The sequence below is a fragment of the Priestia sp. SB1 genome (genome assembly GCF_038898415.1).
Genome location: NZ_JBBJSS010000001.1, coordinates 384,598 through 398,303 on the forward strand (window position 1 = coordinate 384,598; position 13,706 = coordinate 398,303).

Annotated in this window: 13 protein-coding genes; all 13 read right to left on the reverse strand. The window is 41.8% G+C overall.

The annotated features are described in order from the left end of the window. Positions 1-11 precede the first annotated feature (11 nt). Positions 12-650, reverse strand: coding sequence for an orotate phosphoribosyltransferase (pyrE, locus tag WKH56_RS01945; protein WP_063248572.1), 639 nt, complete (start codon positions 648-650; stop codon positions 12-14). Continuing rightward, complete coding sequence (gene pyrF / locus WKH56_RS01950) at positions 647-1,369, reverse strand: orotidine-5'-phosphate decarboxylase (protein WP_028411462.1); 723 nt, start codon at positions 1,367-1,369, stop codon at positions 647-649. Before pyrF ends, pyrE begins: the two co-directional genes overlap by 4 nt. Continuing rightward, positions 1,341-2,282 (reverse strand): dihydroorotate dehydrogenase, encoded by a 942-nt coding sequence (locus WKH56_RS01955; RefSeq protein ID WP_221832069.1) that lies wholly within the window; start codon positions 2,280-2,282, stop codon positions 1,341-1,343. The genes pyrF and WKH56_RS01955 overlap by 29 nt, the downstream gene beginning before the upstream one ends. Further along, positions 2,279-3,052, reverse strand: coding sequence for a dihydroorotate dehydrogenase electron transfer subunit (locus tag WKH56_RS01960; RefSeq protein WP_034265289.1), 774 nt, complete (start codon positions 3,050-3,052; stop codon positions 2,279-2,281). The genes WKH56_RS01955 and WKH56_RS01960 overlap by 4 nt, the downstream gene beginning before the upstream one ends. Continuing rightward, the gene (gene carB / locus WKH56_RS01965) at positions 3,049-6,261 is read right to left on the reverse strand and encodes a carbamoyl-phosphate synthase large subunit (RefSeq protein ID WP_014458390.1); all 3,213 of its coding nucleotides are present in this window, start codon (positions 6,259-6,261) and stop codon (positions 3,049-3,051) included. The genes WKH56_RS01960 and carB overlap by 4 nt, the downstream gene beginning before the upstream one ends. Then, a complete protein-coding gene (locus tag WKH56_RS01970) occupies positions 6,261-7,346 on the reverse strand; it encodes a carbamoyl phosphate synthase small subunit (RefSeq protein WP_028411464.1) in 1,086 nt (361 codons plus the stop codon). The genes carB and WKH56_RS01970 overlap by 1 nt, the downstream gene beginning before the upstream one ends. Further along, positions 7,331-8,620, reverse strand: coding sequence for a dihydroorotase (locus WKH56_RS01975; protein ID WP_063248571.1), 1,290 nt, complete (start codon positions 8,618-8,620; stop codon positions 7,331-7,333). The genes WKH56_RS01970 and WKH56_RS01975 overlap by 16 nt, the downstream gene beginning before the upstream one ends. Beyond that, a complete protein-coding gene (locus tag WKH56_RS01980; protein WP_028411466.1) occupies positions 8,583-9,521 on the reverse strand; it encodes an aspartate carbamoyltransferase catalytic subunit in 939 nt (312 codons plus the stop codon). The genes WKH56_RS01975 and WKH56_RS01980 overlap by 38 nt, the downstream gene beginning before the upstream one ends. 148 nt (positions 9,522-9,669) lie before the next feature. After that, on the reverse strand, positions 9,670-10,977 hold the full coding sequence (locus tag WKH56_RS01985; RefSeq protein ID WP_028411467.1) for a uracil-xanthine permease family protein: 1,308 nt from the start codon (positions 10,975-10,977) through the stop codon (positions 9,670-9,672). Between the two features lie 156 nt (positions 10,978-11,133). Beyond that, on the reverse strand, positions 11,134-11,676 hold the full coding sequence (pyrR, locus tag WKH56_RS01990) for a bifunctional pyr operon transcriptional regulator/uracil phosphoribosyltransferase PyrR (protein ID WP_013058940.1): 543 nt from the start codon (positions 11,674-11,676) through the stop codon (positions 11,134-11,136). Between the two features lie 191 nt (positions 11,677-11,867). Continuing rightward, on the reverse strand, positions 11,868-12,782 hold the full coding sequence (locus tag WKH56_RS01995; RefSeq protein ID WP_013058941.1) for an RluA family pseudouridine synthase: 915 nt from the start codon (positions 12,780-12,782) through the stop codon (positions 11,868-11,870). Continuing rightward, complete coding sequence (gene lspA / locus WKH56_RS02000) at positions 12,779-13,246, reverse strand: signal peptidase II (RefSeq protein WP_013084844.1); 468 nt, start codon at positions 13,244-13,246, stop codon at positions 12,779-12,781. The genes WKH56_RS01995 and lspA overlap by 4 nt, the downstream gene beginning before the upstream one ends. An 80-nt stretch (positions 13,247-13,326) precedes the next feature. Then, positions 13,327-13,614 carry a conjugal transfer protein TraR gene (locus WKH56_RS02005; RefSeq protein ID WP_028411468.1) on the reverse strand — a complete coding sequence of 96 codons (288 nt, stop codon included), beginning with the start codon at positions 13,612-13,614 and terminating at the stop codon, positions 13,327-13,329. Positions 13,615-13,706: the final 92 nt, after the last annotated feature.

Consider the following 13,706-nt stretch of genomic DNA (forward strand, 5'->3'; position numbering starts at 1 on the left):
GGGTTTTTAGTTTAGTTCATCCATGAAGGATCTGAAGGATTTTCACGCCATTTAAATAGCTTTTCCATCGCTTCTTCTTCAATGTATCCCGCTTCGTTTGCCGCCTCTACTAGCGTAGAGTAGTCTGTTAAAGAATAAACTTGAAGTTCTTTTGCTTTAAACAGCTGACGCGCTTTTTCCAGCTCATATGTAAAGATAGAAACAACTCCCAGTACTTCACAACCCTGCGCTTTTAATGCATCGACTGCGGTAAATACACTTCCGCCAGTTGAAATCAAATCTTCAATCACAACTACTTTTTGACCTTTTGTTACTTTTCCTTCAATTTGATTTCCTTGGCCATGTTCTTTTGCTTTGCTTCGCACATAGCACATCGGAAGCTCTAGCGCTTCACTTACCCATGCTGCATGAGGAATACCAGCTGTAGCTGTACCAGCAATCACTTCTGCATTGGCAAAATACGTTTTAATTAAATGCTGCAGACCTTTTGCAATTTCTTTTCGCACTTTTGGGTAGCTAAGCGTTAGACGGTTGTCACAATAAATAGGCGACTTAATTCCAGAGGCCCACGTAAACGGATCGTTCGGTTGAAGGCTTACTGCCTCAATATCAATTAATTGTTTTGCAATTTCTTTTCGTAGTTTTGTCATCGCGTAATACGCTCCCCTTTCCACTGCTGTAACATCTCATAATATGCTTTAAGCGGGTCTTTTGCTTTAGTAATAGAACGTCCAACCACAATGGCACTTGAGCCATATTCTCTCGCTAGCTGAGGCGTTGCTACGCGGACTTGGTCATCTACTGAATCTGCGCCCATACGAATACCCGGCGTTACGGTCAAAAAGTCCTCTCCTGCTGCTTTTCGAATCGAAGGCACTTCATGAGTAGAACATACAACGCCGTCTAGTCCGCTTTTTTTAGCAAGCGCTGCATAATGCGTAACCACTTCTTGCATCGAGTGCGTAATCAGCTGCTGCTCTTTTAGCATTTCATCCGATGTACTTGTTAGCTGAGTAACCGCAATACAATCCGGACGTTTTTTGCCAGCAGCGGTTCCTAAGTCAAGTCCTTCAACGGCTGCTTGCATCATATTCGTTCCGCCGGCTGCGTGAACGTTAACCAAATCCACTTCAAGAGAAGCCAAAGACTTCATTCCTTGCTTTACCGTATTGGGAATATCATGAAGCTTTAAGTCTAAGAAAATCTGGTGGTTTTGCTCTTTTAATGCAGAAATAATGGATAGCCCTTCTTTATAAAACAGTTCCATGCCTACTTTCACAAATAATGATTCTTGTTGAAAAGGCATTAAAAACTGCTGTACATCGTTAATTGATGAAAAATCAAGAGCAATGATTAACGGTTGCTTCACGCTTTTTCCAGCTCCTTCCGATACATTCTGAAACATGCTCGTATCCTAATGATGTTAATAGCCTTGGCAGTTCGTCAATGATGGTTGGGCATACATACGGATCGACAAAGTTTGCTGTACCAACCGCTACGGCACTTGCACCTGCATATAAAAATTCAAGTGCATCTTCAGCAGTCGTCACTCCGCCCATACCGATAATTGGAATGTTTACTTTTTGGCTCACTTCATACACCATTCGAATCGCTACCGGTTTAATTGAAGGTCCTGACAGTCCGCCTGTGCCGTTCGCTAAAACCGGCTGAGCTGTTTTCAAATCCAGACGCATCCCGAGAAGCGTATTGATCATCGTTAAGCCATCCGCGCCAGCTTCTTCAACAGCCATTGCCATGTCTACAATATTGGATACGTTTGGTGATAGTTTAACATAAACTGGAACATCTGAAACATCTTTTACCGCTTTTGTTAAACGAGCAGCGATGACAGGATCTACGCCAAACGCAATTCCGCCTTCCTTTACGTTAGGACATGAAATATTCAATTCAAGTGCTTTCACATTTGATACGGTTGAAATTTCTTTTGCTACGTGCACATATTCTTCAATTGAAGCACCGGCTACGTTCGCGATAATCGGCACATCATATTGCTGAAGCCAAACGAGCTCTTCATTCATTACTTTTTCTAGCCCAGGATTTTGTAATCCAATCGCATTTAACATTCCTGCAGATGTCTCCGCTACGCGAGGAGTTGGATTGCCAAAACGAGTTTCAGCAGTAGTCGCTTTAATCATAATGGCTCCAAGTGCATCAAGTGAATAAAATTGAGCATACTCACGCCCAAATCCAAAGCAGCCGGATGCTGGCATAATTGGATTTTTCAAATCTAACCCTGGCAATGTCGTTTTTAGCATACTCATAGAAGCACCTCCCCTGCTTGAAAGACGGGACCGTCGCTGCAGATTTTTTTATACGCCGTAGAATCTTCACTTTCCCTGCATACACATGCAAAGCAAGCGCCGATTCCACAGCCCATTCTTTCTTCTAAAGAAATGTAAAGCGGCTTGTTTGTATAATTATTTTCTAGTGCTTTTAACATCGGAGTTGGACCGCATGAAAACATAACGTCATATGAAAACTGATGCTCGTCAATCACCGTTGTGACAAAACCTTTTGTTCCGTAAGAGCCGTCTACCGTTGCAATATATGTTTCTCCTAAAGCTAAAAACTCTCGTTCATAAAATACGTCTGCTTTTGATTGAAAACCCAGGACGTGGATAACCTGCACGCCTTTTTCACGAAGTCTTTTTGAAAGCTCATAGAGCGGAGGCACTCCAATGCCTCCCCCTACTAATAAAGCCGTTTGACCTGACTCTATTGCATCTAATGGAAAACCGTGGCCAAGGGGACCTAACACGTCAATCGACTGGCCGGCTTGTTTTTCGGCGAGCAGCGATGTTCCCGCCCCTTCTGCACGGTAAATCATCGTAAATTGTTCGTGCGTTTGATCAATTTCTGCAATACTGATTGGTCTGCGAAGCAGTGGCAAATAGTCGTTGTTGACGCGGATATGCACAAACTGCCCCGGCTCATTCATGAAACGAACAAGCTCGCCTTGAAGGGTTAATTCATATACATTGTGTGTTAACGGTCGCTGACTGACGACTTGCATCATTTCATGTTTGATCATACGGTTGTCACCTCTTTGGTTGGACGAACTTTTTTCATTGGCGTTGTATGGAAGCTGATCGTTTCAAGCACTCGTAAAATCGCTTCTGCTGTATCAAGTGATGTTAAGCAAGGCACGCCATTTTCAACTGCTTCACGGCGAATTTTAAATCCGTCACGCGCAGGCTGTTTTCCTTTTGTTAGCGTGTTGATGACCAGCTGGGCTTCACCTTTTCGTATCACATCTAAAAGATTGTGATCTTCATGATGAATTTTATTTACTATTTTTACGCGAATGTCTTCTTTTGTAAACGTTGAAGCTGTTCCTTCCGTTGCAATCACCTGGTAGCCAATATTAGCAAAGCGCTTTGCTAACGCTGTTGCCTCTTCCTTATCTTTATCCGCTACTGTCATAAGTACTGAACCGTACGGCTTAATGGACATACCTGACGCAATTAGTCCTTTATATAATGCTTTTTCGTACGTTGAATCTTGCCCCATTACTTCTCCAGTAGATTTCATTTCAGGTCCAAGCGTAATATCTACGCGGCGCAGCTTTGCAAATGAGAAGACCGGCACTTTTACGTAGACGCCTTCTTCTTCAGGGTGCATGCCTGATTCATAGCCAAGATCTTTTAAACTTGTTCCTAAAATTACTTTTGTTGCCACATTCGCCATCGGAATACGCGTGATTTTACTTAAGAACGGCACCGTACGGCTTGAACGAGGATTTACTTCAAGAACAAACACTTCTCCTTTTGATAAGACGAACTGAATGTTAAGCAGTCCAATAATGTTTAAGCCTTTTGCAATTCGTGTTGTGTAATCAATGATCGTATCTTTTACGTCCTGTGACAGAGTTTGCGGTGGGTATACAGCGATGGAGTCGCCTGAGTGGACACCCGCGCGCTCTACATGCTCCATGATTCCTGGAATAACCACTGTTTCACCGTCTGAAATGGCATCGACTTCAATCTCTTTTCCTGTTAAGTAGCGGTCGATTAATACAGGATGATCAGCGTGTACTTTTACCGCGTGTTTCATATAATGAAGCAGCTCTTCTTCTTTGTACACAATTTCCATCGCGCGTCCGCCCAGTACGTATGAAGGACGTACAAGCACCGGATAACCAATTTCTTTTGCCACAACCACTGCTTCTTCAACTGAAGTAACCGTCTTTCCAAGCGGCTGAGGTACTTCTAAACGCGCTAGCGTCGCTTCGAATTTTTTACGGTCTTCCGCTGCATCTAAGCTTTCAAGCGACGTACCTAAGATCTTGACCCCTCTTGCTTCTAGCTCATCCGCTAAGTTGATTGCTGTTTGACCACCGAACTGTACAACCACACCTTCTGGTTTTTCTAAATCGATGATATGCATCACATCTTCAATCGTCAGCGGCTCGAAGTATAATTTATCTGAAATACTGAAGTCAGTTGACACTGTTTCTGGATTGTTATTGACAATAATCGCTTCGTATCCAGCTTCTTTAATCGCCCACACCGAGTGAACCGTTGCATAGTCAAACTCAATTCCTTGCCCGATGCGGATCGGACCTGACCCTAACACTACAACGCTTTTACGATCTGTAACAATCGATTCATTTTCATCTTCAAACGTACCGTAGAAATATGGTGTTGTAGATTCAAATTCTGCTGCACATGTATCTACCGTTTTGTATACTGGCATCACGCCGTTTTGTTTGCGGAAGTCGTATACTTCACGCTCTGTTTGATTCCATAGCTTAGCAATCGTGCAGTCTGCAAATCCCATTTCTTTTGCTTCCTGTAAAACTTCTACATTATGAATCTCTTCTTTTAACACATTTTCAAAAGCAATCACTTTTTCAAGTTTTACTAAGAAGAAAAGATCGATTTTGCTCCACTCGTGAATTTGCTGAATTGTTACGCCGCGGCGAATGGCTTCTGCGACGTAGAATAATCGCTCATCGCCAGCTTTGCGAATACGTTTTTCAATAATGGCATCATCAAATTCATGCGCATCTTTTAGCTCTAAGTGATGAACGTTTGACTCAAGTGAGCGTACGGCTTTTAAAATTGACTCTTCGAACGTGCGGCCAATTGCCATTACTTCCCCTGTTGCCTTCATCTGTGTACCTAGTTTACGGTTAGCTGATTCAAATTTATCAAACGGCCAGCGTGGAATTTTAGATACGATGTAATCTAGTGCAGGTTCGAAACATGCGTATGTCTTCCCAGTTACCGGGTTCATCATTTCATCTAATGTTAACCCTACCGCAATTTTTGCGGCTAATTTTGCAATTGGATACCCTGTTGCTTTTGATGCTAAGGCCGACGAACGGCTTACACGAGGGTTTACTTCAATTACGTAATACTGGAAGCTTTCTGGGTCTAGTGCTAGCTGAACGTTACATCCGCCTTCGATTTTAAGCGCTCGGATAATTGTTAGTGACGCATTTCTAAGCAGCTGATACTCACGGTCGCTTAGCGTTTGGCTTGGTGCTACAACAATTGAATCTCCCGTATGAATACCGACCGGGTCAAAGTTTTCCATATTACATACTACAATCGCATTATCGTTTGCATCGCGCATTACTTCATATTCAATTTCTTTAAAGCCTGCAATGCTTTTCTCAAGTAAGCACTGTGTTACAGGACTGTGTTTTAACCCACTTGTTACAATTTCAATCAGCTCTTGCTCGTTGTTACAAATTCCGCCTCCCGTACCGCCAAGCGTATAAGCAGGACGCACGATTACCGGATAGTTTACTTGTTCAACAAACGCATACGCTTCGTCTAGTGAATGAATGATTTCACTTGCTGGGACAGGCTGATTTAGTTCATTCATTAATGAACGGAACTGCTCACGGTCTTCAGCTTGTTCAATCGCTGATAATTTTGTCCCGAGAATTTCTACGTTAAATTCTTCTAAAATGCCCGTTTCGTGTAATTCTACCGCTAAGTTCAGTCCCGTTTGACCGCCAAGCGTTGGAAGCAGTGCATCCGGGCGTTCTTTACGAATAATTGAGCTTACAAATTCAACCGTTAGAGGTTCAATATATACTTTGTCTGCCATTTCTGAATCTGTCATGATTGTTGCAGGATTGGAGTTCACAAGAATAACTTTGTATCCTTCTTCTTTTAACGCAATACATGCTTGCGCTCCTGCATAGTCAAACTCTGCCGCCTGTCCAATGACGATTGGTCCTGATCCGATTACGAGAATTGTGTTAATATCTTGACGTTTTGGCATTAGCAATTACCTACTTTCTGATTGTTTTTCATAAGATCCATAAATTCGTTGAACAATCCGTTTGCATCTTCAGGTCCCGGTGATGCTTCAGGGTGATACTGAACCGTAAATGCCGGATATTCTTTATGCTTTACTCCTTCAACTGTTCCATCGTTAAGCGCAACGTGCGTCACTTCTAATGGCGTGTTGACAAGAGATGGCTCACACACTGTATAGCCGTGGTTTTGAGATGTAAGAGCTACTTTATTGGTTTTTAGATCCTTTACAGGATGGTTGGATCCACGATGACCAAATTTCATTTTTTCTGTATCTGCTCCGCATGCTAGGGCAAACAGCTGATGTCCTAAACAAATTCCGAAAAGCGGAACCTTCCCTAAAACCCCTTGAATCATCTCGATTGCTTCAGGTACGTCTTTTGGGTCTCCAGGTCCGTTGCTTAACATGATGCCATCTGGATTTAATTGAAGAATTTCTTGCGCAGTTACGTTATAAGGAACCACAATCACGTCGCATTGACGAGCTGTTAATTCACGTAAAATTCCGTGTTTCATTCCAAAGTCAACGAGTACCACTTTTTTACCTCTGCCTGGGCTTGGGTAAGGCTTCACCGTTGATACTTTTTTAACTGAATCAGTTGGAAGTTCATGATTTTGAAGCTGTGCTACCACTTCTTCTACATTGACTTCCATGCTGCATACGCGTCCGCGAAGCGCACCGTGCTGACGAATTTTTCGCGTTAATTTTCGCGTGTCGATTCCAGCTAATCCTGGAATATCTTTTTGTTTTAAAAATTCATCTACTGATAGTTCGCTTCTGAAGTTTGAAGGAGCATCACAAATTTCTTTTACAATCAAACCGTGTACAGCTGGTTCAATCGACTCAAAGTCATCGCGGTTAATACCGTAGTTTCCGATTAAAGGATATGTTAATGTCACAATTTGTGCACAGTATGATGGATCAGATAGAATTTCTTGATATCCTGTCATTCCCGTGTTGAAAACAACTTCTCCTGTCATTTCTTTGTCGCTGCCGAATCCTTTTCCGATAAATACTGTTCCATCTTCTAAAATTAGTTGACGTTGCATGCTTTAACATCCTCCCATACTCGTTTACCTTCTACTAATGTCATTACCGGCCAACCTTTGCATACCCAGTTAGCAAACGGCGTGTTTTTACCTTTGGATACAAATTCTTCTGGATTAATTGCTTTTTCTGTTTCAAGATCAATGATGGTTAAATCCGCTGTTTTTCCCACTTCAATCGTGCCATAAGGAAGATTGAATGTTTCAGCCGGCTTGTTTGTTAAATACGATACTAGCTGCTCTAGCGTCATTACTTCTTTTAATACCAAGTTTGTATAAAGAAGCGGGAAAGCTGTTTCAAGTCCCACAATTCCAAACGGCGCAAGCTCCATTCCTTCTGCTTTTTCGTCCGCTGTGTGCGGTGCGTGATCAGTGGCGATAAAATCAAGCGTTCCGTCTAATAAAGCTTCAATTAATGCCTGTTGATCATCTTTTCCTCGAAGCGGCGGATTCATTTTGAAATTCGAATCAAGTCCCGGGATATCTTCTTCATTTAGTAACAGATGATGAGGCGTTACTTCTGCAGTTACGCGAATGCCTGCTTTTTTCGCATCACGAATGGCGCGAATGGATTCTTTTGTACTTACGTGACACACATGGTAGTGACAGTTTGCTGCTTCAGCAAGCAGGACATCTCGTGCAATTTGAACGGCTTCGCAGATAGATGGGATACCGTTTAGTCCATGTTCTTTTGCAAATTTCCCGTCGTGTACGCAGCCTTTGTTAATTAAATCATTATCTTCACAGTGTGCAACGATTGCTTTGTTTAATGAAGCGGCTTTTTTCATCGCTTCTAGCATCATTCCTGTTGACTGAACCCCTACTCCATCATCTGTAAAAGCAAATGCTCCCGCTTCTTTTAAGCCTTCAAAGTCCGTTAATTCTTTTCCCAATTGACGAGTAGTAATCGATGCGTACGGTAATACGCGCACATGTGCTGTTTGTTCAATGCGCTTGTTTACCCACTCCATTTGTTCAACAGTATCAGGCACTGGACGCGTGTTCGGCATTGCAGCAATTGCTGTAAAACCGCCCTTTGCAGCTGCTAGAGTACCTGTTTCAATTGTTTCTTTCTTTTCTCCCCCTGGCTCACGCAAGTGAACATGAACATCGATTAAACCCGGTGATAAGAAGTTCCCGCCTGCATCAATGACTTCTTCATTCTCTACGTCAATGTGTGAAGCTATTTCAGCAATTACACCATTTTCAATTTTCAGTTCGACTTTTTCAATTTTTCCTTCATTTGACCATGTAGCATTTTTGATAATTGTTGTCATTATTAAGTCCCCTTTCAATTGGTTGTAGCGCTCTTGCTAATACTGCCATGCGAATGTACACGCCATTTTGCATTTGTTTAAAAATTCTTGAGCGTTCACATTCAACGAGCTCATCTGCAATTTCGACTCCTCTGTTCACCGGAGCTGGATGAAGAATAATGCTATGTGATTTCATTTTCCGCTCTCGTTCAACGGTTAATCCGAAGCGGCTATGGTAGTTCTTTGCAAGCTCTGAAGTGTTCTCTTCATGCCTTTCAAATTGAATACGCAGTAGCATCACAACATCGACCGTTTCGATTGCTTCATCGATATCAAGATATGTACCGTGTCTGTTCTCTTCATCTTTCCATTCTTCAGGTCCCGCAAAATATACGGTCGCCCCTAGTTTTGTCAGCATTTCTGCATTCGATCTCGCTACGCGGCTATGTCGCAAATCTCCGACTATTGCGACTTTTAATCCTTTAAACGAGCCGAACTCTTGGCGAATTGTCAGTAGATCAAGCAGACACTGAGTTGGATGCTGACCGCATCCGTCTCCTGCATTAATGATGGGAATCGATACTTTTTCCTGCAGTGCTTCATAATAACGATCTTGCGGGTGGCGAATAACAACTGACTGAACACCGATTGAAGCTAATGTTTCAATCGTGTCATAAAGCGTTTCTCCTTTTTGGACGCTTGAAGTTGTTACTTCAAACGGAATTGTTGTTAATCCTAGCTGCTGTTCTGCCATTTCAAAGCTGCATCGAGTACGCGTGCTCGCTTCAAAAAATAAGTTGGCAACAAACATTTTCTCTTCCGGTTTCCATCCTTGTTTATTCGTTCGATAGTTTTCAGCGCTGTCTAAAATCTCTAGAATTTCATTTGTTTCTAGTGTTGAGACTGTCACTAAATGTTTCATATCGATTCCCTCCATTTTTGCTTTCCTCGCATTTCTTTATAAAAAACACCCTTTCTAACTTAGAAAGGGTGTAAGAAAACAAGCTTCGTCTATAACGCGCTTTTCACACACCCTTAGAAACCTCTCTGGATTTCAATTAAAAGGCGTTCTATGAAATTTTTCGTGCTGACGTTTGTTGAACGTTTTCTGCTTCTTTTATCTTCTCTTTCGGCAGAACTAGATTCAGCAGAACTCCCATGATAGCAGACAGTGCCATGCTATCAATCTTTACATGTTCTGAGATATCTAAGTGTGCTCCTCCGATTCCTAACACTAAGATAATCGAAGCAATCATTAAGTTTCGTTTTGATCCAAGATCTACCTTTGCATCCACCATCATGCGCAAGCCTGATGAAGCAATGATTCCGAATAAGAGAATTGAAATCCCACCCATGACCGGCGTTGGTATACTTGAAATAAGAGCGTTGATTTTGCCGACAAACCCGAACAAAATCGCGAAGACTGCTGCTCCTGCTATTACAAATACGCTAAGCACCTTTGTGATGGCTAACACTCCGATGTTCTCACCATATGTTGTGTTTGGAGGTCCGCCGATCAGCGCAGCAAGCATAGTGGCTACTCCGTCTCCTAAAATCGATCTGTGCAGCCCTGGCTTTTCAATATAGTTTCGATCCACAATCTTATTTAAAACAAGAATGTGTCCAATATGTTCTGAAAGTGTTACGACTGCTACAGGTACCATGATAAGCACAATCCCTAATGAAATGGACGGCGTGTATGTGACGAACGGCACGTAGAAGTGAGGTATTTCAATCCACTCTGCTTTCATTACCTTTGAAAAGTCTACCAATCCTTGTGTATAAGCAAAGATGTATCCGCCGATAATTCCCATCAGTACCGGAATCAGGCTGATAATGTTTTTAAAGAAGATTGAGCAAGCAACTGTTATCGCTAGTGTCACAAGCGCAACCATCAGGTAAGTTAAGCTGTAATTTCCTTTTGCATCGTTCATCGCCATGCCTACTGCTGTATTAGCTAATCCTAAGCCTATAACCATAATAACTGGTCCTACTACAACCGGAGGAAGCAGCTTCATAATCCAATTGATTCCTGTTCCTTTTATAATCAAAGCAACGATTCCATACACAAGTCCGGCTAAGAAACAGCCAACCATCGTTTCTTCAGGTCCAAACGAAGCTTTTGCGAAAATGATTGGCGTGATGAACGCGAACGATGAACCAAGGTAAGAAGGAATTTGACCTCTTGTAATGAGCAGGAAAGCAAGCGTTCCTACCCCGCTTGAAATCAAAGCAATTGCCGGGCTGAATCCGACCAGGAAAGGCACTAACACCGTCGATCCAAACATTGCAAACAAATGCTGCAGACTCAATGTTAACCAATTTACTGCTTTTGGTTTATCATGTATATCAAGTACAAAATCTCGTTGTTGACTCATATGTTTTTCCTCCTATCACTATAAAAAAACCTCTTTACGCAGAGGCAAAGAGGTTTTCAGCATACAAGGAAGACGCTATACCGCAGTATAGTTTTCCTTGTATAGTGACCCCCCTTTTGCAGCCTCACGGGACTACCATTTAAAAGGGTATATAATTTATTTTTCGTAAATAGACACGTGGTCTTTTTCGTCTACTTCCATTAAATGCACCGCAATTTTTTCACTTTTAGCTGTCGGTACGTTTTTGCCAACATAGTCTGCTCGAATCGGCAGCTCGCGGTGCCCTCTATCCACTAAAACAGCCAGCTGAATGAGTTCAGGTCGGCCGATATCAATCAGTGCATCAAGTGCTGCTCGAACCGTACGGCCCGTATATAACACATCGTCTACTAAGATGACGTTCTTATTTGCAATATCTGTCGGAATATCTGATCCTTTTACGAGAGGTTCGTCATTGCTTGTCACTTTCGATAAATCATCTCGGTAAAGCGTGATGTCTAGTTCTCCGACTGGCAATGTGTTTCCTTCAATTTGTGCAATTCGTTCTGCTAAACGTTTTGCGATATAAATACCTCGCGTTTTAATCCCCACTAGCACACAATTTTCGATTCCTTTATTCTTTTCAATAATCTCATGTGCAATTCGAGTTAAAGCGCGGCGGATAGCCTGTTCGTCAAGGACGGTAGCTTTTACGTTCACTGTTTTTCACCTCAAGTTGTTGACATAAAAAAATCCTCTTGCCTTGAGGCAAGAGGATTTGGTTTTAGATATATTTCTTCAAAAAGGCTATAAGTATGCCTTTTCTGCACCGTTTCCTTCTCAGCCTCTCTGGACTGTTCTTAAAGGTTCTTATTAAGTTAATACAAGTATGCCATCACTTATGACAGTTGTCAACTTCTTTTTTCAATAAGCTCGAGCATCTCATTAAACTCTTTTGGAGCCGGTGCTTCAAATTCCATATATTCATTTGTACGAGGGTGAATAAAGCCTAATACACCTGCATGAAGCGCTTGTCCGTCAATCGGAAGCGTTTTTTTCGGTCCGTACTTCGGATCCCCGGCAAGCGGAAAGCCAATATACTTCATGTGAACGCGAATTTGGTGTGTTCGCCCCGTTTCTAGCTTACATTCGACAAGTGAAAAATCTTTAAAACGCTGTAATACAGTAAAGTGCGTCACTGCATCACGACTGTTTTCATCAGTGACCGTCATGCTTTGACGATCTTGCTTATCTCGGCCGATTGGCGCATCAATTGTACCGTGATCGTGCGCAATTACTCCGTGAACGATAGCTTTATAGCGGCGCGTCACTGTTTTAGCTACAAGCTGACTAACTAGTGATTCATGAGCTAAATCATTTTTTGCAACCATAAGTAAACCGGACGTATCTTTATCAATTCGATGAACGATACCAGGGCGCATAACGCCGTTAATACCGGATAAATCTTTACAGTGAGCCATTAAGCCGTTTACAAGCGTGCCGCTATGATGACCTGGAGCTGGATGTACAACCATGCCGCGAGGTTTATTTACAACAAGCACATCTTGATCTTCATAATAAATATCTAAATCCATTTCTTCCGCTACCACATCAAGCTCCTCTAGTTCCGGCACTTCAATAATAATAGCGTCTCCTGTTTTACATTTATAGTTTCCTTTAACGGTTTTATCATTCACTTTTGCATGACCTTCTTTGATCCACTGCTGCACTTGTGAACGTGACCATTCTGCATTTACAGTCGAAAGTACTTTATCAATACGTTCTCCCGCTTGTTCTTCATTTATAACTGTTTCAATTACATTCATTCTTTGTGCTCCTTCTTCATTTTCCCTTCAAACAGCGTCATAATAAACATGATGATTACTCCGACGACAAGTGCCGAATCAGCTACGTTAAAAATCGGAAAATCATACGTAAAGATGTATGTATTTACGAAATCAACTACTTCTTTACGGACCACTCGATCAATAAAGTTTCCAATGGCGCCGCCTAACATTAATGCTAGCGCAATACCGAACCATTTATCTTGTTTTTTGAGCTTTTGAATATAAATTATTAAACCGACTACCACAACCACCGTAATGAGATAAAAGAACCACATCTGTCCTTGTAGAATACCCCACGCGGCTCCTCTGTTACGATGAGAGGTAATGTAAAGAAAGTTTTCAATTACGGTAATGCTTTGTCCATAATACATTTCTTTTACAATCATCCATTTTGTTACCTGATCAATAAGTATAACAGCTAAAGCGATAAGATAATAAAACACAAACGTTTTCCTCCCGCAATAAAATCAAACGAATCCATACTAAAGCATTTTAGCACATAATTCATTTTTTTTCTCGCTTCTCACCAGAAAACAAATAAATCTTCGTTTGTGCGGGCCGTCGGCATTACTTTTAATTTATGAATAGACATCACTTCGCCAGTTAGTTCATCAATTCCAAACGCACCAACGTCAAGCTTTGCTAGCGCGTGTTCTACATCTTTTAAATCGGCTTTAATCATTTCTATTACGTAACGTTCCTTTTCATCTATATAACCAGATTGTTCTGTAGCATATCTCAATAGGCGATCTTGTAATTCTTCTTTGATAAGAGCTAATTCCTGTCCAATGGAAAGATAATTTTCATACATGCAAACGCCTCCTGTGCTGATAAGATGAAGTATTAATGATGTTAGGTTTACCGAGTTTTCCATCGAATCTACAACACAAGTTTTTCCTAAGG

Bases quoted from the DNA above. Each gene is read 5' to 3' on its own strand.
- WKH56_RS01975 (WP_063248571.1), bottom strand. From the start codon at position 8,620: ATGACAACAATTATCAAAAATGCTACATGGTCAAATGAAGGAAAAATT.
- WKH56_RS01985 (WP_028411467.1), bottom strand. From the start codon at position 10,977: ATGAGTCAACAACGAGATTTTGTACTTGATATACATGATAAACCAAAA.
- WKH56_RS01955 (WP_221832069.1), bottom strand. From the start codon at position 2,282: ATGAGTATGCTAAAAACGACATTGCCAGGGTTAGATTTGAAAAATCCA.
- WKH56_RS01970 (WP_028411464.1), bottom strand. From the start codon at position 7,346: ATGCAACGTCAACTAATTTTAGAAGATGGAACAGTATTTATCGGAAAA.
- WKH56_RS01960 (WP_034265289.1), bottom strand. From the start codon at position 3,052: ATGATCAAACATGAAATGATGCAAGTCGTCAGTCAGCGACCGTTAACA.
- carB (WP_014458390.1), bottom strand. From the start codon at position 6,261: ATGCCAAAACGTCAAGATATTAACACAATTCTCGTAATCGGATCAGGA.
- WKH56_RS01995 (WP_013058941.1), bottom strand. From the start codon at position 12,782: ATGAATGTAATTGAAACAGTTATAAATGAAGAACAAGCGGGAGAACGT.
- WKH56_RS02005 (WP_028411468.1), bottom strand. From the start codon at position 13,614: ATGTATGAAAATTATCTTTCCATTGGACAGGAATTAGCTCTTATCAAA.
- WKH56_RS01980 (WP_028411466.1), bottom strand. From the start codon at position 9,521: ATGAAACATTTAGTGACAGTCTCAACACTAGAAACAAATGAAATTCTA.
- pyrE (WP_063248572.1), bottom strand. From the start codon at position 650: ATGACAAAACTACGAAAAGAAATTGCAAAACAATTAATTGATATTGAG.